Origin of the sequence: Parageobacillus caldoxylosilyticus (assembly GCF_019272935.1) — a bacterium.
GTDB lineage: Bacteria > Bacillota > Bacilli > Bacillales > Anoxybacillaceae > Saccharococcus > Saccharococcus caldoxylosilyticus.
Genome location: NZ_CP040553.1, coordinates 1,065,671 through 1,088,845 on the forward strand (window position 1 = coordinate 1,065,671; position 23,175 = coordinate 1,088,845).

The 23,175-nt window shown below is 45.3% G+C and carries 24 protein-coding genes; 6 read left to right on the forward strand and 18 right to left on the reverse strand.

The genetic code is table 11. The features are described from left to right. Position 1: 1 nt before the first annotated feature. The 5 genes from hemE to BV455_RS05420 form a co-directional block, all read right to left on the reverse strand. Complete coding sequence (gene hemE, locus BV455_RS05400; RefSeq protein ID WP_026078598.1) at positions 2 to 1,039, reverse strand: uroporphyrinogen decarboxylase; 1,038 nt, start codon at positions 1,037 to 1,039, stop codon at positions 2 to 4. Positions 1,040 to 1,339: 300 nt separating this feature from the next. Continuing rightward, the gene (locus BV455_RS05405) at positions 1,340 to 2,740 is read right to left on the reverse strand and encodes a hypothetical protein (RefSeq protein ID WP_218687829.1); all 1,401 of its coding nucleotides are present in this window, start codon (positions 2,738 to 2,740) and stop codon (positions 1,340 to 1,342) included. Positions 2,741 to 2,971: 231 nt separating this feature from the next. Next, positions 2,972 to 3,478 carry an antibiotic biosynthesis monooxygenase family protein gene (locus BV455_RS05410; RefSeq protein ID WP_218687830.1) on the reverse strand — a complete coding sequence of 169 codons (507 nt, stop codon included), beginning with the start codon at positions 3,476 to 3,478 and terminating at the stop codon, positions 2,972 to 2,974. Continuing rightward, positions 3,475 to 4,689: an ABC transporter permease gene (locus BV455_RS05415; RefSeq protein WP_042408605.1), complete on the reverse strand. Its 1,215-nt coding sequence runs from the start codon at positions 4,687 to 4,689 to the stop codon at positions 3,475 to 3,477. Before BV455_RS05415 ends, BV455_RS05410 begins: the two co-directional genes overlap by 4 nt. After that, on the reverse strand, positions 4,686 to 5,423 hold the full coding sequence (locus tag BV455_RS05420; protein ID WP_042408603.1) for an ABC transporter ATP-binding protein: 738 nt from the start codon (positions 5,421 to 5,423) through the stop codon (positions 4,686 to 4,688). Before BV455_RS05420 ends, BV455_RS05415 begins: the two co-directional genes overlap by 4 nt. 522 nt (positions 5,424 to 5,945) lie before the next feature. Between BV455_RS05420 and BV455_RS05425 the strand changes: the two genes are divergently transcribed. After that, entirely contained in the window at positions 5,946 to 6,368 is a 423-nt protein-coding gene (locus BV455_RS05425) for an HIT family protein (RefSeq protein WP_042408600.1), read from the forward strand. A gap of 47 nt (positions 6,369 to 6,415) precedes the next feature. Here the strand turns inward: BV455_RS05425 and BV455_RS05430 are convergent, their stop codons facing one another. Next, on the reverse strand, positions 6,416 to 7,246 hold the full coding sequence (locus BV455_RS05430) for a peptidylprolyl isomerase (protein ID WP_042408599.1): 831 nt from the start codon (positions 7,244 to 7,246) through the stop codon (positions 6,416 to 6,418). A 185-nt stretch (positions 7,247 to 7,431) separates the two neighbouring features. On the opposite strand from BV455_RS05430, the gene BV455_RS05435 reads away from it, so the two are divergent. Further along, a complete protein-coding gene (locus BV455_RS05435; protein ID WP_099458908.1) occupies positions 7,432 to 7,518 on the forward strand; it encodes a YjcZ family sporulation protein in 87 nt (28 codons plus the stop codon). Between the two features lie 53 nt (positions 7,519 to 7,571). On the opposite strand, the gene BV455_RS20260 is transcribed toward BV455_RS05435, so the two are convergent. Next, positions 7,572 to 7,751 carry a hypothetical protein gene (locus BV455_RS20260; protein WP_245005337.1) on the reverse strand — a complete coding sequence of 60 codons (180 nt, stop codon included), beginning with the start codon at positions 7,749 to 7,751 and terminating at the stop codon, positions 7,572 to 7,574. A gap of 192 nt (positions 7,752 to 7,943) precedes the next feature. Here BV455_RS20260 and BV455_RS05440 point away from each other — a divergent pair, with 192 nt between their 5' ends. Continuing rightward, positions 7,944 to 8,285 (forward strand): YhaI family protein, encoded by a 342-nt coding sequence (locus tag BV455_RS05440; RefSeq protein WP_017436752.1) that lies wholly within the window; start codon positions 7,944 to 7,946, stop codon positions 8,283 to 8,285. Here the strand turns inward: BV455_RS05440 and BV455_RS05445 are convergent. The 7 genes from BV455_RS05445 to BV455_RS05475 all read right to left on the reverse strand — a co-directional run bounded on the left by BV455_RS05445 (position 8,278) and on the right by BV455_RS05475 (position 14,794). After that, positions 8,278 to 8,883 carry an HTH-type transcriptional regulator Hpr gene (locus BV455_RS05445; protein WP_017436753.1) on the reverse strand — a complete coding sequence of 202 codons (606 nt, stop codon included), beginning with the start codon at positions 8,881 to 8,883 and terminating at the stop codon, positions 8,278 to 8,280. The genes BV455_RS05440 and BV455_RS05445 overlap by 8 nt on opposite strands. 402 nt (positions 8,884 to 9,285) lie before the next feature. Continuing rightward, the gene (locus BV455_RS05450; RefSeq protein WP_218687831.1) at positions 9,286 to 9,810 is read right to left on the reverse strand and encodes a tryptophan transporter; all 525 of its coding nucleotides are present in this window, start codon (positions 9,808 to 9,810) and stop codon (positions 9,286 to 9,288) included. Between the two features lie 113 nt (positions 9,811 to 9,923). Then, complete coding sequence (serC, locus tag BV455_RS05455; RefSeq protein ID WP_017436756.1) at positions 9,924 to 11,006, reverse strand: 3-phosphoserine/phosphohydroxythreonine transaminase; 1,083 nt, start codon at positions 11,004 to 11,006, stop codon at positions 9,924 to 9,926. Between the two features lie 112 nt (positions 11,007 to 11,118). Further along, positions 11,119 to 11,307, reverse strand: coding sequence for a sporulation YhaL family protein (locus BV455_RS05460; RefSeq protein ID WP_017436757.1), 189 nt, complete (start codon positions 11,305 to 11,307; stop codon positions 11,119 to 11,121). Positions 11,308 to 11,596: 289 nt separating this feature from the next. After that, on the reverse strand, positions 11,597 to 12,574 hold the full coding sequence (gene yhaM, locus BV455_RS05465; protein ID WP_017436758.1) for a 3'-5' exoribonuclease YhaM: 978 nt from the start codon (positions 12,572 to 12,574) through the stop codon (positions 11,597 to 11,599). 89 nt (positions 12,575 to 12,663) lie between these two features. Then, a complete protein-coding gene (locus BV455_RS05470) occupies positions 12,664 to 13,902 on the reverse strand; it encodes an ABC transporter permease (RefSeq protein WP_218687832.1) in 1,239 nt (412 codons plus the stop codon). Continuing rightward, positions 13,895 to 14,794 carry an ABC transporter ATP-binding protein gene (locus BV455_RS05475; protein WP_218687833.1) on the reverse strand — a complete coding sequence of 300 codons (900 nt, stop codon included), beginning with the start codon at positions 14,792 to 14,794 and terminating at the stop codon, positions 13,895 to 13,897. Before BV455_RS05475 ends, BV455_RS05470 begins: the two co-directional genes overlap by 8 nt. A gap of 142 nt (positions 14,795 to 14,936) precedes the next feature. On the opposite strand from BV455_RS05475, the gene BV455_RS05480 reads away from it, so the two are divergent. Both BV455_RS05480 and BV455_RS05485 read left to right on the forward strand, forming a co-directional pair. Then, positions 14,937 to 15,122 (forward strand): YhzD family protein, encoded by a 186-nt coding sequence (locus BV455_RS05480; protein WP_042408584.1) that lies wholly within the window; start codon positions 14,937 to 14,939, stop codon positions 15,120 to 15,122. Positions 15,123 to 15,492: 370 nt separating this feature from the next. Next, positions 15,493 to 17,061: an IS200/IS605 family accessory protein TnpB-related protein gene (locus BV455_RS05485; protein WP_218687834.1), complete on the forward strand. Its 1,569-nt coding sequence runs from the start codon at positions 15,493 to 15,495 to the stop codon at positions 17,059 to 17,061. Positions 17,062 to 17,508: 447 nt separating this feature from the next. Here BV455_RS05485 and BV455_RS05490 read toward each other — a convergent pair whose 3' ends face one another. The 4 genes from BV455_RS05490 to BV455_RS05505 form a co-directional block, all read right to left on the reverse strand. After that, entirely contained in the window at positions 17,509 to 19,014 is a 1,506-nt protein-coding gene (locus BV455_RS05490) for a coproporphyrinogen III oxidase (protein WP_033313800.1), read from the reverse strand. Positions 19,015 to 19,117: 103 nt separating this feature from the next. After that, the gene (locus tag BV455_RS05495) at positions 19,118 to 19,984 is read right to left on the reverse strand and encodes a Cof-type HAD-IIB family hydrolase (RefSeq protein WP_017435831.1); all 867 of its coding nucleotides are present in this window, start codon (positions 19,982 to 19,984) and stop codon (positions 19,118 to 19,120) included. A 385-nt stretch (positions 19,985 to 20,369) separates the two neighbouring features. Beyond that, positions 20,370 to 20,729 carry a YlbF/YmcA family competence regulator gene (locus tag BV455_RS05500; RefSeq protein ID WP_218687835.1) on the reverse strand — a complete coding sequence of 120 codons (360 nt, stop codon included), beginning with the start codon at positions 20,727 to 20,729 and terminating at the stop codon, positions 20,370 to 20,372. A 90-nt stretch (positions 20,730 to 20,819) separates the two neighbouring features. Beyond that, complete coding sequence (locus tag BV455_RS05505; protein ID WP_218687836.1) at positions 20,820 to 21,953, reverse strand: DUF445 domain-containing protein; 1,134 nt, start codon at positions 21,951 to 21,953, stop codon at positions 20,820 to 20,822. A 127-nt stretch (positions 21,954 to 22,080) separates the two neighbouring features. Here BV455_RS05505 and BV455_RS05510 point away from each other — a divergent pair, with 127 nt between their 5' ends. Beyond that, on the forward strand, positions 22,081 to 23,169 hold the full coding sequence (locus BV455_RS05510; RefSeq protein ID WP_218687837.1) for a YheC/YheD family endospore coat-associated protein: 1,089 nt from the start codon (positions 22,081 to 22,083) through the stop codon (positions 23,167 to 23,169). Positions 23,170 to 23,175 lie beyond the last annotated feature (6 nt).

Here is a 23,175-nt window from a genome sequence, read left to right on the forward strand (position 1 = left end):
TTTATTTCCCAGCTGTATAGTCGTGAATAAACTCCGTTAGCCGCTTTAGCGTTTCCGGCTGAATATCCGGGAAAATGCCATGGCCTAAATTAAAAATATATCCTGGCCGCTCCATGCCTTCGTCTAGAATTTGCTTCACCCGCTTTTCAATGACTTCCCAAGGGGCAAGCAGCACAGCCGGATCTAAATTGCCTTGCAGCGCTTTTGTCACTCCTTTTTGACGCGCTTCACGAATCGACAGACGCCAATCGAGCCCAATCACATCGAGCGGCAGATCATTCCATTCGAGCGCTAAATGGCTGGCGCCCACGCCAAACATAATGAGCGGCACGTTTTCTTTACGCAGCGCAGCAAAAATCCGCGCCATCGCTGGCTTAATAAAAGTGCGGTAATCCTCGACATTAACCGCTCCGACCCACGAGTCAAAAATTTGAATCGCACTCGCCCCAGCATGAATTTGCGCCTTTATATAGCGAATCGTCATATCGGCCAGCTTGTCCATGAGCGCGAACCAAGCTTTTGGCTCCGCATACATAAACGCCTTTGTTTTATAATAATTTTTCGACGGTCCTCCCTCGATCATGTAGCTTGCTAGCGTAAACGGCGCGCCCGCAAAACCGATCAGCGGCACGCTTAACTGCTCTGTCGTCAGCAGTTTAATCGTTTCCAATACATACGGCACATCTTCTTCCGGATGGATTTCCCCAAGCTTTTCTACATCGGCGAGCGAACGAATCGGATTAGCAATGACCGGCCCGATCCCTCCTTTAATTTCCACCTCCACGCCAATCGCCGGCAGCGGAGACATAATATCTTTATATAAAATGGCCGCATCCACACCATATTGTTCGACCGGAAGCCTTGTTACATAAGCGCAAAGCTCCGGCTGATGCGTAATTTCAAACAATGAATATTTTTCCTTCAGCGCCCGGTATTCCGGCTGTGAGCGTCCCGCCTGCCTCATGTACCAAACAGGAACATACTCCGTTTTTTCGCCGCGGCAGGCGCGCAAAAATGTATCTTTCATTGGTTTTGCCATTTTCATCCGCCTTTCTTCACTTCCACGATCGATCCTTACCGTTTTCATTACAAACTGGTTAAAAAACTTAATTAACAGCAAAACTACAATTACAACTATACAAGTTTCTTTTCCTAATGTATAGCTAACAAGGGAAACTGTCAAAAAATTGACCATTTATCTACACTGTTCTTTTACCGAAATATATTGCCTGCTCCAAGCTTTTGGCTATGCGCTCCTCCACGTATTATCAAATTTTCTCTTTATTAATTATAACAAAAAAGCTGCCCCCCTCCTACGGGGACAGCTTTTGCATTTGTGTCAAATAAGAAACATCGCCACGATCGTCGTAACAACAAGCCCGACGGCGACCGGTATCAAATTGCGCCGCGCCAGCTCAAATGGATCGACGCCGCAAATGGCAGCAGCCGGAATCAGCGCCCAAGGAACTAAAGTGCCGCCGCCAACCCAAATCGCAGCAATTTGGCCAAGCGCGGTTAATGTTGCGGCGCCGCCGCCAATGGCGGTCGCAAATAAATGAGCGACAGATCCTGCCAAGGAAATGCCGGAAAACCCTGAACCATCTAAACCGGTTATCGCACCGACAATCGTTAATGTCACCGCGCCGATTTCATTGTTCAGCGGCACAACATGGGCAAGCGCGACGCCTAAATCATTGACAATTCCTTGCGACATCTTTGGCAAATATTCCCCAATAATTTTAACAAATCCCGCGTCACCAAGATAAAAAAATGCGGCGATTGGAATCACGGGTCCGAATACTTTAAAGCCAAACTGGAACCCTTCGATAAAGTAATTGGTAATCTCTTCAAAACTTTCTTGGCGGTGGGCGAAAATAGAAATGAGAATTAAAATAAAAATCGCTGTCCCGCCAATGAGAGCGGTCGCTTCTCCGCCTTGCAAGCGCAGATAAAACATCGCAACAACATCAAGGACAAATAAAACTGGAATGATGATCGCCAACATTTTTTTCACTTGCCCGGATAACAGTTGTCTTGTTTTTTCTAAAGCAGAATCGGCCGTGACGGCAATTTCATGTTCCTCATTGGCGAAAAGTCCCTTTTTCATATCGCGGCGCAGCAAGATAAAGGCGGTAATCGTCGTGGCAACTCCCATGACAAATACGAGCGGGATACTGGCAGAAATAACATCAGCAACCGGCAGACCCGCCGCATCGGCGGTCAGCTTTGGCGCTCCTTGAATGACAAAGTCCCCTGATAAAGCGATGCCATGGCCAAATAGATTCATGGCCATCGCTGCTCCTAATGCCGGCAACCCGACGCGAATGGCGACAGGCAGCAGCACCGCCCCCATCAGCGCCACCGCGGGAGATGGCCAGAAAAACCAGGAAATGACCATCATCAATATTCCGATCGTCCAATACGCCCACCCCGGGGTGCGAATAAATCGGGTAAACGGCGAAATCATTACATCATTGATTCCTGTTGACGTCAGCACTTTGCTCATAGCCACAATGATCGAAATAACTAAAATCGTCGGCAGCAGCTCCGTAATCGCGTAAATAAAGCTGTTAAACACTCCGCTGATCGCCGCGCTCAGCGAATGGGTTGCTGTCACCGCCAATAAAAAGATTCCGATGATGCAGACAAGCGATGTATCTTTTCGGGCTATCATGAACCCAATAATAAGCACGATAAACGCCAAGTAAATCCAATGCAGCACTGTCAACTCGACACCCATGGACATTCCCCTTTCTGCTGTATTCCCCAACTTGGTAAATGGGACATTTACCTAACTTGGTGTACTACAGCATATGAAAAGGGACGAAAGGTGTGAAACATGTGAGGTATTCTGCCGTAAAAAAAGAAAAAGGAGAGAAAATTAGCACGAATGGAAACAAACAGCTAAACTGAACGTATATAAACAAATAGAAAAAAGTGCCCCCAAGCAAAATGCGAGGGCACCAATCCATTATGATCCTTCTTTTGCCACTACGTATGTCGTTATATAAGACGGACGCGGAAATAGCCGCAAACCCGCCGGCTTGGTTTCTTTTCCTTGCTGATGCGCCTTGGCAAACGCTTGCGAGTGCTGCCAACGTTCAAAATGTTCTTTTCCATCCCACAGCGTCATGATAATATACGTATCATTGGAGAGCGGTCGAAGCACGCGTATGGCGGCAAAGCCCGGTTCTTGTTCAATCAGCCTTGCCCGCTGTTGAAAACGGTACTCAAAAAGCGGGCGGCCTTCATCGGTCACCGGAATGTTATTGCATACAACAAACGCACCAACCAACGGACCCACGGCATCGATCACTTCATACGCGCGCGGTTCCTGAAACACGGTTTCCCCCGCCGTTTCATGAAGCAACATCGCATCCTCTTCTCCCTCAAGCAGCAGCATCGTTTCACCTGGATGGCTATTTTTCAGCTGTTGCAAATAGCCTTTCGTTCCCGTCGTGATATACATTTTGTTCATCGTTTTCCCTCCCGATGATGGCGTTTCGCAAAATAATGAAATATGAGCCAATAACTGAACATATTTCCCGCTATCCATGATGCAATCCAAAGCGGGCGGATGGCCATCCAAGTTAAAAACAAATGGAATGCGCCGTTTTGCACCATCAATAGCAAAAAGAGAAGTCGGCACACCGCTTGAACTCGCAGCGACTTCGCAAGCGGGTACAGCCGCATCCATAAGATGGCCCGATGATGATCAAGCAAGGCGAATAATTGAAAGCCAGTTATGTAAAGGAAAAAGAACGCCGCCGCCATTTTTCCGTATTCGTTTGGAATAATGTAAAGCAATAGGCAGCCAATGATGGTTAAGCGGATATACAGACCCAAATATCCACCGGTACGGATCCATGTTCTCACATACAAATAAAGAAACGTATTTTGTTGCCCATATGGAATCATCTTGACGATAAAATCCAGCCAGCGCCGCCGTTTCGCTTCTTCTTTCCATTGCGGAACATCGGTAAACCAATTGGCGATACGGTAAAATGTGCGCACCGCTTTTGCTTCCTGCGCGATAATTCGCTCCCATTTCCAGCCTCTTCGCTTTGTTGCCTGTTGCAAATAAACGGTAACGCTAATGGCGAGCACCGTTAGAGCGATCAAAAACAAAACAGGAGAGCTGACAAGCAAAAAGTAAAGAAAAAGGACATTTATGCCAAAACGGACTGTCATGCTGAGGTAATGAAAGGACGGTTCAATAAAATAATTTCCTTTCCAGCTGATCCATAAATTCCATCCTTTTAAAATAAGCAATACGAGAAAAAACAGCCATAAAGAAACGGGGGAAAAGCGAAGATGGAGCGGCGCTGCCACCAATAAAAGCAAAAGCAGGCCATATCCCTGCAAAACAAAATTCATGACAAAAGCCCGCTGTATATAGGGACGAAGCTTTATTTCCGCCGGCAGCAAAAACACGATATCCGCTTCCCGAAATAACGTACGTATCGAACCAAAAGTCAAGGCAAAGGAAAAGACGACTGCCGCCACCATGGCGTAAGGAAATGTCGGCGGCAGTGTTTGCACCCAACGATGGTAGGCAAGCGCTCCTCCGCCTAGAGCGATCAACAATACGAACAATAAATGGTCATTCAGCATATAGCGCAAATACCGCCGCATGTTTCGCATTTCCTGTCCAAGCCGGTCTCTCCACAACTGCTTTCCGTCCATCATACGCTTTCTTCCTTTGTTAATTCAATATATAACTCATCCAACGTTCCCGCTTTCGAACCAAATTGATCACGCATTTCCTCGAGCGTCCCTTTTGCTTTGATTTTTCCATTATGCAAAATGACAAATGAGTCGCAATATCTTTCCGCCGTTGCTAAAATGTGTGTTGACATCAAAATGCCTGCTCCTTTCTCCTTCATTCGCTGCATTTGCTCGAGCAATGCATGAATGGCGAGCGGATCTAGGCCAAGAAACGGCTCATCAATAATGTAAAGGGGCGGCTCCACCAAAAACGCGCACATGATCATCACTTTTTGTTTCATCCCTTTGGAAAAATGGGCGGGAAACCATTTCAGCTTTTTTTCCATACGAAACTCTTTCAACAGCGCAGGCAGACGCCGTTCATATTCCGCCTTGTCGAGCCCGTAAGCCATGGCGGTCAGGCGCAAATGTTCTTCAAGCGTCAATTCCTCATATAAAACCGGTGTTTCCGGAATATAGGTAAATTGAGAGCGGTATGTTTCCGGATGTTCGGAAAACGTTTGGCCGTTAATCGTAATCATCCCTTTTCGCGGTTCCATCAGTCCGATAATGTGCTTAATCGTCGTGCTTTTCCCCGCGCCGTTTAAGCCGATTAAGCCGACGATCTCACCGCGGTCGACGGTAAACGACACGTCTTCGAGCACGTTTTGCTTTGTATATCCTCCATATAAATGCTGCACTTCTAAAAGCGCCATCGTCCGCTTCCTTTCCATCCTGAATTGTCCGTTCCGCTTTCATTGTACCAAAGCGGTTCGTGTTTTTCCAAAAATTATCTATCCTCTCTTTCGCATATATTGTCCCGCCCTGGGCACGATAGATAGCGAAGAGGGGATGAGGAAAAAACCAAAAAGGATTTGGTGAATCATCCACTTTGAAATGAGGTGTTCGCGAAAGACACATTTGTCCAAGTAACACCGTTGTAAAAAGTGAAGCTGCGCAAAACTCCTTTAATAATAAATGGGGTGTTTGCGAAAGACAGGACCATCTTGCCATTGCTGTGAAGCAACGAACCTCTATGCAACCAACAAGGGGATGGTCATCTTGAACAAAGGAAAGCTCACCCTTTAACCAATTTCTTGCAAATGGGGTGTTCATCAAACGCCATTTTGATTAATGCAAATCCTCGCCCCTTTTCACAGTCGGGATGTAATCTTGCGATTACATCCCGCTTTTTTTATGGTAAAATGGAAGAAAAAACAGGAAAGGTGGCTTTTCCAGTGAGCGATTGCATTTTCTGCAAAATTGTAAACGGTGACATCCCTGCGGCAAAAGTATATGAAGATGAACATGTGCTGGCGTTTCTCGATATCAGCCAAGTAACAAAAGGTCATACGCTTGTTATTCCAAAAGTACATAAAGAAAATATTTTTGAACTCACTCCAGACGTAGCAAGCCACGTTTTTACCGTCGTTCCGAAAATCGCCAATGCGATTAAGAAACAATTCGCCCCGATTGGCCTCAATTTGCTGAACAACAATGGGGAACAAGCAGGGCAGACAGTCTTTCACTACCATGTCCATCTCATCCCGCGCTACGGCAAAGGCGACGGTTTTGGCGCTGTATGGAAATCCCATGCCAGCGACTATACGTTTGACGATTTGCAAATGATTGCGTCAACCATTCAAAAAGGATTGTCCTAAACAAAAGGAAGCGGTCTACCTCCCGCTTCCTTCGTTGTTTTTGGCCGTTATTTTAACACATCTTGCAAATCTTTATCTTCAATCTCCACTTTTGCATCTTTTACCAGCTTTTCTACTTTTGATTGTACTTTCGTCGGATCCAATTTTCTTTGCTTTACTTCAAATTCAATGTCATCTTTCATTTCGTTAAACGGCTTTTTCTTCTCTTTGGCGGTTACTTTAATAATGTGATAGCCGTAGTCTGTTTTCACCGGATCGCTCACTTGCCCTACTTTTAGCTTATAAGCCGCATCTTCAAATTCTTTCACCATTTTCCCTGGCCCAAACCATCCTAAATCGCCGCCATTTGCGGCCGAACCAGGATCTTGCGAATATTGTTTCGCCAGCTTCGCAAAGTCCTCCCCTTTATCGAGCTTTGCTTTAATTTCTTTTGCCGTTTTTTCGTCTTTCACTAAAATATGGCTGGCGCGAATTTTCGGTTTATAGCTATTATAATATTCCTTTAATTCTTTCTCCGTCACTTTAATATCTTCCATTGCCGCTTTTTGCCGCAGCAAATCCAGTTTTACCATCTCTCGAATCGCTTTTTCACCATTTTGCTGGACGGCTAAATCGTATTGCGTTCCGTATGCTTCTTTTAAGTTTTCGATTTGTTTGTCGATTTCTTTGTCCGTGACTTTGTATTTTTTGCTTAACACTTTTTCATCGATAAGATCGCGAATCACTTCTTTGCCAACGCGAGCCTTCATCTCATTGTAAAATTCTTCTTTCGTAATATTGCCATCCTTCGTTTTTACAATCACTTCCGAGCCACCGTTATTGCACGCCGATAGGGCAAAAACGGAGGCGGCAGCTGCCGCAACCATCCATTTTCTCATTTGTTTCACAACCCCTACACCATTTTTTTTACAAAAAAAATTACAACAATAACTATAACATATTTTCAGGAAAGAAAAAAACCTTTTTCCTTTTAGTCATCCGCCCATACATGTGTGTTTGTCTGTCATATGATGATGGTGAAGCATCCAGGCGGAACCGCTCCTTTTTGAAAGGAGGTGTTATGATGAGCGCACCTTATGCAGGAGGCTTTGCGTTAATTGTTGTGTTGTTTATTTTATTGATTATCGTTGGATGCGCATGTTTATTCTAATGCCGAGCAACATCCACAAAAAAGCTGGCAGCGACGCAGGCTGTCAGCTTTTTTTATGTAAATAGCACCTCAAAATAAGAAGAAATTAGTAAAATAGTAATAAGGACATTAATCGTTCGAAAGATACTCGGCTGTTTTTCCTCCGGGATCTGCCTTTGCGTACAAAGATTTGATGTTAGTTGGTTAATAAGAAACAAAATAATTACGGCAAGGGGTATAAAGTAAAGCGCCAAACCATGTCCCCTCCTTATTCATAGCAAACATATTCATGTTTTTTACTTTACAACGTTTCATACTATAAATCAATATGCTTTTCTACGGTAAAATCCTTCTGACATAAAAAACTTTTTGATTGGTTGATTTTCGTAAATTCGGTAAAATATACGTAACAACTTGCCATTATGTGAAACAAAAGGGGTACATATATGGGAACGCTGGAGGAACGGATCGCCAAACTGGAATTTCATCGCTCATTGTTAATGGAAATGGTCGATGAAACAAAAAAACCGTTTTATTATCTTGTTATCAAAGCCAATTTAACAAAAGAAGAAGTAGATGAGGTGCTTGCCCTTTGCGAACAGTTAAGCAAGGAATATGAAAAACAAAAAGCGGAAGGGCTGATGGTGTTCACCCCGCTTCTTGTTCAATTTGCCGGGATGCTCCATCCAAGCCTTCCGCTTGAGCAGACTGTGGACGCTCTTCTTGAGCAGCAAATGTTCGTTCCGCTAATGACCGAATTTAAAAAATTAATGAAAACAATTAGTTAGATTGGCCTGTCAGCTCTTTTTCTTTCTCTTCCGCTTTTGCATTTCGTTTTACCAGCTTTCCGTCCTGCTCAATAAAGTCTTTTTTAATATTTTCAAATGCTCTTTCAAAAATTTCCATAAAATCATCGCCGTAAATGTTGCGAATAATACACATCATTTCTAAAATTTCTGGAAACTTTCCATACAGTTCGCGCAGCGGCAAGGCTCCATTAAACACGGCATTTTTCGTCGGGTCATACGTTTCCATTAACTTTAGCAACACTTCTTCCCCTTTTTTCGTCAGCTCAATATACGTATTGCGCTTGTCGTCCTGCTTTTTTGAAAAGGAAAGCAAGCCTCTCTCTTCTAACTTTTTCGAAAAATTAAACGCTGTGGAAACATGCATGACGCCAAATTTAGCGATTTCTGAAATCGATGCCCCTTTAAAATGATAGGCGATCCATAAAATATGATGCTCATTAATGTTTAAATCAAACGGTTTAATCCATTGCTGCCAGTCCTTTTCGATCGATTTCCAAAGCGCCTTGCTTAACTGTGCAATCCGTTGGCTAAATAGCATCGCCTCTTTTATGGAATAATGTTGCTCTGTCGCTTTCATCGTTCCACCCACTCTTCCCTCACCGTATTTTTTACTTTCCATTATATCAGTAAAATAAAAAGTAATAAAGATAAAAATGTTTATTTTTTTACTTTTATGATAATTTATGCATGTTCATAGTCACAAAAGCTTGAGCATATAGTGAATATAGGAGGAGAATGCAATGATATATGTGCAGTCATTTTTTTTTATCATGAGCTTCCTATTTTTCTGCCTTTTCATAAATACTCTTCTTTCATTAGCAAAAACAAAAATGTACCCGCCGAAAAATCTCCTAAAACAGCGCGCCTTCATTTATATTGGAATAGCGTTTTTTTTCTTTATCACCGCTTGGCTTCTCCGATACGTATAAGGTGTGATAGCAAAAAACCCGACCAAGATGATGATCGGGTTTTTTACCATTTACACGTGCGCTGTTATGTTCATCCGTTTGAGAATCGACGACGCAATTGGGTAGATAATCACCATCACAATCGTATTAATCACGGCCGCCGGCAGAACAACGGCGAGGAATAAAGCGGAAAACGTGGCGCCACCCGGCAACCCGACCAATAGCAGCGCGGCCGTCAGAAAAACAGTGCCGGAAACCACCGTTCCCATCGCCGTCAGCACCGCCGCGGAAACAACGGTTTGACTATATTTTTTCACCGCTAAGGCAATGACGAACACGACAAAGGCGGTAATAATCTTATCGACGATATTTGGAATTTGTCCCCCTGGAAAATTGGTGGTCAACGCAGAAATAATTCCAGTCACGATTCCGACAAGCCCCACCGCTTTCACATCCGGGAACAATAAAATCGCCAAAAACATCATCGTTAACATCATATCCGGCTTCATTCCGAAGAAAATTCCCGGAATGACGGCATGCAATACTGCCCCGATTCCCACTAACAGCGCCAAAGAAACTAATATTCTTGTATTCATGCTCATCTCTCCTCATCTCTTCTTTTCTAGGCTCCTCTTTCTCGTGCCTTTTGCACATATGAGAATTTTCTATTATTATATCACTTTGCAGTGTAAAAGTTAAGTGGAAATTTTCAGGCAAAACGGCGGCGGAAATCATCCATAAATGCTGCCAATGCCTCGCACGCTTCCAACGGAACGGCGTTGTAAATCGAAGCGCGGCAGCCGCCGACCGAGCGGTGTCCCGCCAGTCCAACAAACCCTTTTTCTTTCGCTTCCTCCAAAAACTTCTTCGTCAATTCTTCATTCGGCAATGTAAACGTCACATTCATGAGCGAGCGGCTTTCCTTCTCGGCATGCGGCGCGTAAAAGCCATTGCTGGCATCTATCGCCGCATATACAATGGCCGCTTTTTCTTGATTGCGCGCTTCAATCGCTTTCACGCCTCCCTCTGCTTCGACCCATTCGAGCACGAGCGAAAGCATGTAAATCGCAAACGTCGGCGGTGTATTGTACAATGAATTGCTTTGGCTGTAAGTGCGGTAATCAAGCATCGTCGGCAAGTTGTCTGGAATGCGCTCTAATAAGTCATTGCGGATAATGACGACCGTTACGCCGGACGGACCAAGATTTTTTTGCGCTCCGGCATAAATTAAAGCAAACTGTCCGACGTTGATCTCGCGGCTTAAAATATCACTCGACATATCGGCGACAAGGTCGACCGGCACATTTGGAAATTCACGCCACTGCGTGCCGAAAATCGTATTGTTCGAGGTAATATGTAAATACGCCGCATCTTCGGAAAGCTGAATGTCTTCAAACTTCGGAATATACGTGTAATTCGCTTCTTTGCTCGAAGCGGCGATATGCGTTGGTCCGACTTTTTTCGCTTCTTTGAGCGCCTTTTCCGACCATGATCCAGTCAATACGTAATTGCCGATTTTCCCTTTGGACAGGAAATTCATCGGCACCATCGAAAACTGCAGGCTCGCTCCACCTTGCAAAAACAAGACGTCATGGGTATCCGGAATGTTCATCAGCCGTTTCAGCCGCTCTTTCGCGCTATTGTGCACCGCATCATATTCTTTGCTGCGGTGGCTCAGCTCCATCACCGACATTCCCGTATTTTGGAAGTTAAGAAGCTCGGACTGCGCCCGCTCTAACACCGGAAGCGGCAGTGCGGAAGGTCCGGCGTTGAAATTATAGGCTCGCTTCATGTCTTATCCCCCGCTTTATCTCTTTAGTGTGTAATAGTTATTATTATATTATCCTAGCACGAAATTGAAAAAAATAAAGGGAATTTTGAAAAAAAATAAAAGTCCTTGCTTATTACAAGGACTTCGCCTGCTGGCGCCGCTCCCGCTCCTTGCGGATGCGCTCCATATAAATTTCTCCTTCTTTTTCGATAAACGCTTGATCGATTTCGCGCTCTTGCGCTGCCGTTCTTACCGTCATATAGCCGCTAAAAATGATGCCGGCCACAACTAAATAAATCCACCATGGCAAGCTGCTAAGCATATATCCCCCTCCTTGCCTGCTTTAAAGCGTTCCATCGTTCCGTGTTTTGCTTGTCTTACTAAACTATACGCAAGGAAAAAGCGGGATATGCATAAAGAAAGAGACGGAGTTTTCCGCCTCTTTCCCTTTGGGACAACGCAGTGGCTATTTATCTTTTTGCTTTTCTCTATTTTTCTTTGCCTGCTGTTCTTTCCGCAACTGCTTCAATTCCTCTTTTTACCTTCATATTCTGCCTCTTTCATCAATTCGATAATCGGCTCCATCATAAGCAATCCTTCTTTGTTCGGGACTACTTATCATTACCCTTTTTTTCCTCGTTTGAAACAGAAGAAAAGACCGGTTTATAAAACGAACGGTTATCAAGAGCAAAAATGCGTTCCGTAAACTCGCCAGGCTTCACTTTTTCCAGAGCGCGGTCAATCATGTTCATTTTCGCATCCAAATTGTCGATGTAATGCAAAATTTCCGCTTCCTTTACCATCGGCGGCTTCGGGCTGCCCCATTCCGCTTTTCCGTGATGGGAAAGCACCATATGCTGCAGCACGACAACTTCTTCGCCGCGAATGTCAAGATGCTCAGCCGCTTTGCTAATTTCGCTTACCATAATCGAAATATGGCCAAGCAAATTGCCTTCCAGTGTATACGACGCCGACACCGGTCCGGACAGCTCGATCACTTTGCCGAGATCGTGCAAAATCACGCCGGCATACAACAAATCTTTATTCAGCGACGGATATAAATTCGCAAGCGCTTTGGCCAATTCGAGCATCGAAACAACGTGGTATGCCAAGCCGGAAATAAATTCATGATGGTTTTTCGTCGCCGCGGGATAGTCAAAAAATTTCTGTTCATATTTTTTTAATAAATAGCGCGTAATCCGCTGGATATTTGGATTTTGCATCGCAAATATGTATTCTGTAATTTTTTCCATCATGTCTTCCCGTTTCATTGGTGCCGTTTCGAGAAAATCGGAAACGCGGACGGCATCTCCTTCATGGGCAGGACGAATGGAGCGAATTCTTAGCTGCATTTTGCCGCGGTAATTATGAATGTCGCCAAATACTTTGACAATGCTTTCCGGCACGTAGACGCTTTCCGCTTCCGGCGATACATCCCATAGTTTTGCTTCAATATCTCCTGTTTTGTCTTGCAAAATCAGCGTTAAAAACGGTTTCCCGTTACTGGCGATTCCTTTTGTCACCGATTTAATGAGCAAATACACATCGACTTGCTCGCCGACTTCATAATGAACGATTCCTTTCGCCAACCTTTCCTCCTCCGTTTCCATGTTCGTGTATAGTTAGTATACCACAATTGCGCAAACGCCAGAAAGAAGACCTTGCTTCCCGCAAGGCCTTACTTTTTCGTCAATTGCACCGCTTTTTTCACATCTTTCAGCGAACCAACTTTTCCGTACATGAGCACCCCGCCGCGGTACACTTTCGATCCGAAAAAGGCAAGCAGCCCGATCGTCGCAACGAGCAGAACGAGGCTGAGCGCCACTTCCCAAAACGGAACAGGAAGCAGCCCGACCCGCAAAAACATAATCATCGGCGTGAAAAACGGAATAAATGATGCCCCCGTAATAAAGGACGACTCTGGCGCGTTTAAGCCAAACATCGCGATCATAAACGCAGCAACGACAATAATCATGACCGGAGTAATCATTGGCTGGACGTCCTCGACGCGGCTGACGAGCGAACCGAGCACGGCAAATAATGTCGCATATAAGAAATAGCCTAAAAGGAAGAAAATAATCGCATACACAAATGTCGAGACAGAAAGATGGTCAAAGCCGAGGAAATTCCACAATTCTTGCCCGCTGCTTTTCAGCGCTGTGAAGCCAATTGCAAATAAAATCGCAAACTGTGTTAAACTAAGAAGCGCAACCCCCAGGATTTTTCCGAACAGCTGCTGGAGCGGAGGAACGCTTGACACCAAAATTTCCATGACGCGCGACGATTTTTCCGTCGCCACCTCTGTGGAAATCATGCCGCCGTACATAAGAACAAACATGTACATCGCAAACAGCAGCACGTAAACGAGAACGCGCGCCTGATTCAGCTCTTCTTCCGTTTTCGCGTTTTTTTCCAATGCCACTTTTTCAAACGGCACCGGCTCATACAATTGCGCGATTTGCTCTTGCTTCAGACCGATTTTTTTGGTCGCAATCGCTGTTTTCAGCTGCTGGAGCGCTTGTTCAAGCTCGCTTGGCGTATCGCTGTCGGCAATCGTGTTTGCATAATACGCCGCTTTCGGCAGCTGTTTATCGTCAGCCGAAAGGATAAGGAGCGCATCCCACTTGCCATTTCGGACGGCCGCCTTTGCCTTTTCTTCCGGGCCGGTCACCTTCTTTAACTGGAGATCATCGTGTTTTCCTTGTTTCAGTTGTGCTGCAAGCGGTTCGTAAAACGCTCCCGTGGTATCGATGACCGCCACCGTTGTTTTTTCATCCTTCGTAAAAAATTCAATAATATGCTGGATGTTTGCGATCGCAAAGACAAAGAGACTCGTAATAATCGTTGTGATGATAAACGATTTCGCTTTCAGCTTTGTCATATACGTATGCCCAAGCACAATCCAAAACTTATTCATACACCGCACCTACTTTTTCAATGAAAATATCGTTTAACGAAGGTTCTTCTAGCGCAAACTTGCGAATAAATCCTTTGTTTGCAATATGGGAAAGAATTTTTTGCGACACGTCTTCGTTTTCGATTTGCAAATGCACGCCTTCCGCTGTCCGCTTCATTTTGACGACTCCCGGAAACTCCGCCAGCTCATCAAGCGGCATATCGGCATGAATAATAATGTTCTTTTTGCCAAAGGACCGTTTTACTTCTTTCAGCGACCCGTATACGACCGGCCGCCCGCGATGCATAATGCAAAGATGTTCGCACAATTCTTCGACATGCTCCATGCGATGGCTCGAAAAGACAATCGTCGTTCCATTGTTTTTTAAATCGATGACCGCTTCCTTTAACAGCTCGACATTGACGGGATCAAGTCCGCTGAACGGCTCATCCAAGATTAATAGCTTCGGTTTATGCAACACGGCAGCGATAAATTGAATTTTTTGCTGATTACCCTTCGACAGCTCCTCAACCCGCTTTTCCGCGTACTCCGGCACGTTAAACCGCTCGAGCCACGCCTCCATTTCTTTCACAATCATCGCCTTATCCAAGCCGCGTAGCCTGCCTAAATAAATAAGCTGCTCCTTTACTTTCAACTTCGGATACAACCCTCGTTCTTCCGGCAAATAGCCGATGAGATGGCTTTTCGAGTAGTCGATTTTTTCTCCATTCCACGTAATTGTTCCTTCTGTCGGTTCCAACAAACCTAAAATCATGCGAAACGTTGTCGTCTTCCCCGCCCCGTTCGCACCAAGAAATCCAAATAAGTTTCCTTCTGGAATCGTTAATGTGACATCATTAACCGCGGTTACCGCGCCAAATCGCTTTGTCACATGCTCTAACTGCAATGCCATTCGCACTCCCCCAGTTTTAGATAAAAATTCCATCATTCTATTACACGTTTATCATAGCGAAAAGTTTCGCTATGTAGAAGGAATTTTTCAAAAAATAACAAAATAATAATATGAATCATCATTCAGCAGAGGGGGAACTGTCATGCCAACATATACGTTGACAGCTTTCGACAAAAGCGGAGAAAAACTGTTGGACGAAACGTTCGAAGCGGCGAACGATGAAGAAGCGAAAAAAATCGGCGAACAAAAATTGCGCGAACATCACTGCCACGATAAAACGCACCGTTGCGTAACATCAAGCGGAAAGCTGATTTTGTTCCACCGCTAACATGAATAAAGCCCGGTTGCCCAAGGCAATCGGGTTTTGAACAGAAAAGGGCGGGGAAAACAGTGAAAGATATGCATGAAACGCAACGGGCGGAACAGCTTCACCATGATGAGTGGGAAAGTCTTTGCACCTACCGAAGACTTGCAAAGTATTGAATTATAAGCAGCTTGTTAAACATCTATAAAAATGTATAAAATCATGTAAATATCTTCTGTTATTGGACGTAAAGAGGTGAATGTTCTCCATCTTTTCCATCGTCTCCTGGCTTAGGATAAAAAATCATCTTTCCCTTCCTCATATAAAAAGGAAAAAGAAGAAGAGTTGTCGAATATATGTTCTTAAGGATCCAAACAAGGGGGAAGGCAAGGGGATGAAAACGGTTCGGGTGATGAAAATCGTTTCCGATGATGAAACACAACTTCACTCGTTAGACGAGTTGATGCGCGTCTTTGGTTCCGCGAAGCGATACGCGTTCAACCGTTTGCTGGAGGGATGGAACGCAAAAGACATCATCAAGCACCTTCCACACCAATTTCGGCTCAACAAAAGGTTTGCCGAAGATGCGGTCCTGCTTGTTCAATCGCTGATTTCCTCTCAACGTGAGCTGCTTCCAATGCGCCTAGAGGATGTGCAGGTGAAAATCGAAAAAACTGAAAAGAAAATCGATGAGTATCAACATGGAAGAAAAACACCGAAAAAAGTCGATCTTCCAACATGTCTAGGTGGATTGCACCAACGGTTAGAAAAGCTCAAAGCGAAAGAAGCCGAGCTAAAGCACCATCTCGACCAAGGAACGATTCCACGTGTGATTTTTGGCGGGAAACAGAACTTTTATAAGCGCTTGAAAGGAAAAATCACGAACGAAGAATGGAAAGATGTGCGCTCGAATCAGTTGTATGCCAGAGGCGATAAAAGCAAAAAAGGAAATTTAAATATTCGCCTAGTGTATGACGATCACACTGATGAATGTTATGTGGAAATTGCGAATCCACTTGGACAACAAGAAGGGAAGCACGCTCCCCGTTTACGATTCCCTGTGTCCGTTCCTGAAAAATATGAAGAGGAAATCATCGATCTCGTCATGGGAGAACAAGTCGGAGTGAATGCAAAAGGCAAGCCGATCATGGAATATCAACCATACACTGTCGAAATCAAACGCAAAAACGGGGAATATTATGTCCATCTCGTCTATGAAGAAGAGGTATATGGCAGGGAACTTACCTACGATGAACCGATTCAAGCGGAACGAATCGCTGGTATTGACATCAACATTGACCGTATTGCCGTAAGCATCGTTTCGAAACAGGGAAACTTTCTTCAATCAAAGGTGTTTTACTGCCATGAACTCGAATATGTGCGGGCGAATAAACGAAACAACATCGTTGGTGAAACCGTACGAGACGTGTATGACTGGCTGATGCAAGAAAATGTCGGTGTCGTCGTCATCGAAAACATTCAACTAAGACAGCGGCACGACACGGACAAACGATTCAATCGCTTCACCCATCATTTTAAAAAGAAAAAACTGACTGACACCATCATTCGTCGGGGGATGCGGCTTGGGTTTCGCATCAAAAAAGTGAATCCGGCGTATACCAGCGTCATCGGACGTTTCAAGTATAGGAAAAAGTATGGGTTATCCGTTCATGAAAGTGCCGCTTTGGTGATTGGCAGACGGGGATTAGGGTATCGTGAACGGTTGCCAAAAGAACTCATGGACACCATAAAAGCGAAAGTGAAACGCCATTTGATTGCTTCGTTAAGGTCGATGGAAGAATCCTACAAGCAATCGAAAAGCGGTAAGAAACAAAGCCAATATATCGCGATGATGCTACGCAAAATCGAGAATTTCAAACAAGAGCATGAATGGTCATTATGGAATATCTTGCACAAATGTTGTTGGCTGAACCAGTATCAAATCCAACTGAAGGAGGTGTAGACCTGGTTGCTAAAATCGTTGTCGTGTGCTGACCGATGGAAGGAATGGTGCACGACAGGCGCCGTCGCTAACAGCGAGCCACGGAGTGTCTTTCACAGCAGGTGAATGACAAGGGAATTCCCTTCCTGATGGAACTCGGTGAGAATCCGAGCGGCAAGCGGTGTTTCCTGGTTCCATCGCGATGTGTCGATTTTTATAAATTTTAGTAACCAGGCGTATGGAGCCGGAAGAGCTTTCGGCTCGATTCACATCCTAAAAGAATTGGATGGATTGGGTATATGATTGCCTGCTTTGTTTTTATAATGGTGGCTATTGTTATCCTAAATTTCTTCAACGAATGATCTCTCCATCTCAGTTTACGTCTATATATTCAGTGAAACCCTTTCTTTAAACCTTAAACTACAAAAGACAGGCTCCAGACATTTGTCTGAAGCCCGTCCATTCCGCCTAGCCAAACAACTCTTCCATCATTTTCAGTTTTTCTTCCGTATAGTGGACAAAGTGCTCGTTGTACACTTTCGGTTCTTTCGGATTGGCAAAGCGGGTAATTTTCCGTGTTTTCGGATCGACAAACTTGCTTGAGGCGCCACAGCCAAGCCCGATAATCGATTGTTGTTCTTCCATAATCATAATGTTGTAGATGCTTTCTTTTCCCGGCAAGGCGTATCCGACATTTTCAAGGTTGCCGAGAATGTTTTTTTGCCGGTACAAATAATACGGAACGTAGCCGTGCCGCTTCGTCCACTCTTGGGCGGCTTTCATCATTTCGCTGATTTCATCGCGGTCGGCGACTTTATATTTCGCTTTGTTTTTCGTCATTTCCGATGCCCGTTTAAACGAGAGCGTGTGCACCGTTAACGACTCCGGCATGAGTTTTTCCGTTTCCGCTAATGTGTAAGAAAACTCTTTCAGCCCTTCTCCCGGAAGGCCGATGATTAAATCCATGTTAATGTTGTTCATGCCCATCTCGCGGGCGAGGTGGAATTTTTCAATCGTTTCGTCGACCGTATGATGGCGGCCGATCGCTTTTAACGTTTCTTGAATGTACGACTGCGGGTTAATGCTGATGCGGTCAATGTTCCATTTTTTCAGAACGTTCAGCTTCTCCGGCGTAATCGTGTCCGGGCGCCCCGCTTCGACCGTGATTTCGCGGACGCGCTCGACGTTTGGGAACGACTCATACATTTCCTCATACAGCTGATCCATTTCTTCGGCGGTAATGCTCGTTGGCGTGCCGCCACCGTAATAAATCGTCGTAATATTGATGCCGCGCTCTTTTAAAAAGCGGCCGATTGCGCGCATTTCGTAATGCAGACCGGCTAAAAAGGCATCGACGGAACCTTGGCGTCCATTAATGGCGTACGCTGGAAACGTGCAATAAGCGCATTTCGTCGGGCAAAACGGGATGCCGATATAAATGCTGACCTCTTGAGCAAGGTCGTACAAATCCGGCACGACCGTGAGCTGGCGGTCGACAATGTCCTGCATCAGCTGAATTTTTTCTTCTGTTACTAAATAATCTTCGCGAAGCTGGCGGTGCGCTTCGTCTTTAGAAAGCCCGGAACGCAACATTTTATGCAATAATTTGACGGGGCGGATCCCCGTCAGCACGCCCCATTGCTGGATGAGGCCGGTATATTGCTGCAGCAGCGTCAAGTAGACATGAAATACGGCGTACTTCACTTGCTTAAACCGTTCTTTTTCCTCTTGAAAATTTGATATGTCCCGTGCATGATCCGCTTCATATCTATTGCCGGTGGATGATTCGGTTAATATTCCATGAACATGGATAGACTCCTGGCCATTAACGGAAAATGCAACCGTTATATCCGCATCTGGAGCAGGCGCGAATGCCAATTCATATTCTTCATAAAACAACCCTGTAATGACTTCCAGCGGTCGTTGAAATCGTCCGGTATCGTGCAATCCTTGAATTTCAATGCGCAATGAAATCACCTTTCCCTATCAGGCTTACTTAAGTGTACAGAAAGTGTTTTTTGCCCGTCAAGTGAAACAGCGCAAAAAAGCTGGGATCAATCTATCCCAGCTTTTCCATTTATCGTTTCATTTTCAGCTTCCGCAAAAACTCTGGGCGCTGCTGCTTGCGGAAATGTTCTTTGATCATGTAAGCGACGCCGAGCTGTTCGTTCGAACGCGTCACCCAGTCTGCGACTTTTTTCACTTCCGCTGGAGCGTTGCCCATCGCGACGCCTAAACCAGCCGCTTCGATCGCCGGAATGTCATCGATGCCATCACCAATGACAACCATTTCTTTTAAAGAAATGCCTAAATAATGCCCAAGCCGACGCAATCCCGCGAGTTTAGACACTCCTTGCGGGACAATTTCCATTTTCCCGTTTGGATGCATAATCATGTCAATAGTTGAAAACGCTTTGGCCAGCACGGCGGCGGCTTCGTCCCGCTCCGCGTCGCTGGCAAAATACACATCGATTTTCGGAACAGCCAGCGGTTCATCCATGAGCACATCGCCAAGCGAATCGACAAACTGTGTCGGGTAAAAAAATGGATCGCCAGATGATAATACCGTTTTGACAACTAAATTTTTTTTCACTTTTTTCCGATTGCCGAGTGAATACCGTTCGTGCATCAAACGAATATTGCAGTTAAAGTTTTCTAGTACCTGCACGATATTAAACGTCCGTTCTTCCGGAATAAGCTCTTCAAACAGTTTTTCGTTCAATGATTTGCCGATGATGGCACCTTGGAACGTAATGAGTTCGCTCTCTAATTTTAACGCCCTTGCGACTTTTCGTGCTGCGAGCAAATTGCGGCTTGTCAAAAGCGTGATATACACTCCTTTTTTCTTGACATATTCGACCGCTTCCTTTGTTTCGCGCTGCAGCCGGCCGTTGTTTTTTAAAATGGTTCCGTCAATATTAAGAGCAAGCAATTTGTAAGCCACTGCTGTCTCCCCCTTTTGTGAAAAAAGTCGATCTTGCTCGCTTTTCTTGTTGTGTTTGCCGCCTCCGCTTTTCTTCTTTGTCTAGCTTCGGCGGATAGCTCTCTTGCGCGAAATAACCTTCGCCCTTGAAGTGCAAGCACTTCCGCAGGCGAAGAACATTTCGCTTCGAGAGCTGTTCGCGCCGCCTCCGCTTTTCTTCTTTGTCTAGCTTCGGCGGCTAGCCTTCTTCTGCCAAATAACCTTCTCCCTCGGGGTGACAAGCACCCCTGCGGTCGAAGAACATTTGGCTTCGAAGGCTAATCGTGCCGCCTCCGCTTTTCTTCCTATCACTTCATAGCTATGATAAAACGGACAAAAAAAGAACACTCAATATGAGTGTTCGTCATTATTCCGTTTCCATGAAAGAACGGTACAGCTCTTCGAGCGGTTTCATCGCGATGCGCTGGATGTCAGCCAAGAGCATGCTCATCCGCTGTTCGAGCGCCATCAACTGCGCGAGTTTTTCGTTTTGCTGGGCGAGGATCATCGCTTTTTGCGCATGTTCGACTTCTTCCGGAAAAATTTCCGCCCCAGTCAGTTGTTTTTCATGCATCCGCATTTGCGCATCTCGGAAATTGGTAAATAGGCGGTACGCCATTTCATCTTGGCGCACCGCTTCGTACGCCTGCTTTAACTGCTGAAAATCGTGGCATGCGCGGATCGCTTTCTCAAGCTGCTCGGCAAGATCATATAGCTGATTGGACATAAAAAAGCCTCCTATAAAAAGTAACGTATCTCTATCATAACGTATGCGCCGGGAAAAAGCGATATGACTAATAAAAAACAAGGGGAAATCTTACATCCATAAGCCGATGATGCCTTGAGCCGCACCGATGATTCCTCCTAGCAGCGCGCCTAAATACGTAATCATTTTTAATTCGCGACTCGCGATCGATAAAATGATTGCTTCAAGGCGTTCAATGGAAAACGATTCAACTTCGGAACGGACGATGTCCGCCAGCTGCAGGCGGGTGATAATCGTTTCCACTTGACCGCTGATCCATTGGCTGCCCGCTTCCACCGCTTGCGGAATCCATTCGTTCATCATCCGCTCCTGATACGGAGCAACCATATCGGCGACCGGCTGTTCGAGAATATCGTTTCGTTCGACCGCATCAAGCGCAAAACGATGAAGCATTTCACAAATCCGCTCTTTTCCAATCAATTCTTCTACTGCGATAAGCGGATAGCTTGTCAGCTTATTCCATTCCGTCCATAAAAGACGAGCCAGCAGCTCTCTTGTCCCAGAATGGCGCAAAAATTTTATGATTTCCGGCTGCACTTTGTCCACAAGGTTGACGTTGCCAAGAAACATTTGCAGCATATTTCCAAGCATCCCGCGACCGCTAAAAAATTCGTCAATCATTTTCGCAATTCGCCCTTTTCCTTCCTCGCTTTCGAAATAGTCGAGCGCCCGGTCGGCAATGTAGTTGGCGAGATCGCCGATGCGCTCTTCCATTTTTAATTGCACTTCGTCAGGAAATACATCACGGATCGCTTTTTCGCGCATCGTTGCCATCCACTGCTCATACGCCTTGTCCACCCACTGCGTCGCCTTTATGCAAAGCAGCTCTTTGGCATTTTCGATTCCCGCGCGCTGCAGAAGCTCCGCGACCGTATTTCGGCGGGAAAGCCATTCTTCCGCGTGCCGCCGTGCCCAGTCAATCATGCTGTCCATCAAGTCACGGGCCACTAATTTGCGGCGGATTCCTTCCGGCGTCAATAAATGTTCAACGACCGTTTTGCCAAGCTGTTCAGCCAGCTCCCTCCGCCGTTTTGGAATCAGTCCTGGAGTAAACGGAAGCCGTTTTCCAAACCAATAAATCGGCTCATATGGCCGAAATAGCATTTGAATGGCAAGAAAATTTGTCACTCCGCCAATCAGCGCCCCGACCGCAATCATAAATAGCAAGTAAAAAATAGTCTCCATGTTTTTCCCCTTTCACGCCTATAAGATAATCACCAAAATTAAGCGAACATCATACGATACGATATAAACATTTGCCTAATTTTTCATTATAGGGCTTGCACGACGGAAGCGCAAATGAGGGAGAACGATGAATCAGCAGCCAACGGTCGCCGTGTTGACGGAAATTTTCCATAAGGATTCGTGCGTTCATTTCGGATCGATTCATGATTTTTGCGAGGAATTAGCGAACTATAGCATGCAGCGCCAGCTTATTTTCTACGTCACGTCTTTGTCGATGTATTTAAAGAATGAAAAGAGCGGCTACCGCTGGATCGATGGGGAATGGAGAGAAACGGAAGTCCCCCCTGCGAACGTGATCTATAACCGCCTCCACTCACGGAAGGCTGAACATTCTTATTTATTTGAGCAGCTGATCGAACAACTGAAAAACGAGCACGTTCTGATGTTTAACCATCGTTTTTTGCATAAATGGGAAGTGCATCAATATTTATCCAGACATTCGTACTTGCATCCTTATTTGCCGAAAACGGAATTATTCAGGAATAAACAAACGCTTGATAGCGTTGTTGAACGATTTCCCGTCGTATTTATTAAACCGATTCACGGCAGTCAAGGGCGGCATATTTTTCGCATTGAAAACAAGGAAACCGTCTTTCTCCTTGACTACTCGACGTCAATGAAAGATGCGGTGCAACAGTATGCTTCCACTTCGGAGCTGTTTGCCGCCTTAAAAGAACGGCTAAAGTCGGCGGCGATTATTCAGCAAGGAATCGATATGCAAACGATCGACGGGCGGCCGATCGATTTCCGCCTCTTGTGCCACCGCGTCCATGACAGCGAATGGCGTGTGACATCGGCCGTCGCACGTATGGCGAATCAAGAACAGTTTGTTGCCAACCTTGCCCGCGGCGGAGAAATCGTCCCGATCGACAACGTGCTGCAACAGTGGTATGAACGAAGGAAAGCGTTTCAGCAAAAAATGCTGTTAAAAGACATTGCCATCGAAGTATCAACCATTTTAGCCAGTGAAGCGGAAGGATTGTATGGGGAATTCGGCATTGATCTAGCGATAGATCGGGAACATAAACCATGGATTATTGAAGTGAACACAAAGCCATCGAAACAGACCGACATGTCGATATCGAAACAATTTATTCGTCCATCGGCGAAAGCCATTATCGACTATTGTCTGTCACTGATCGACGAAAAGGAGTGATTCGCC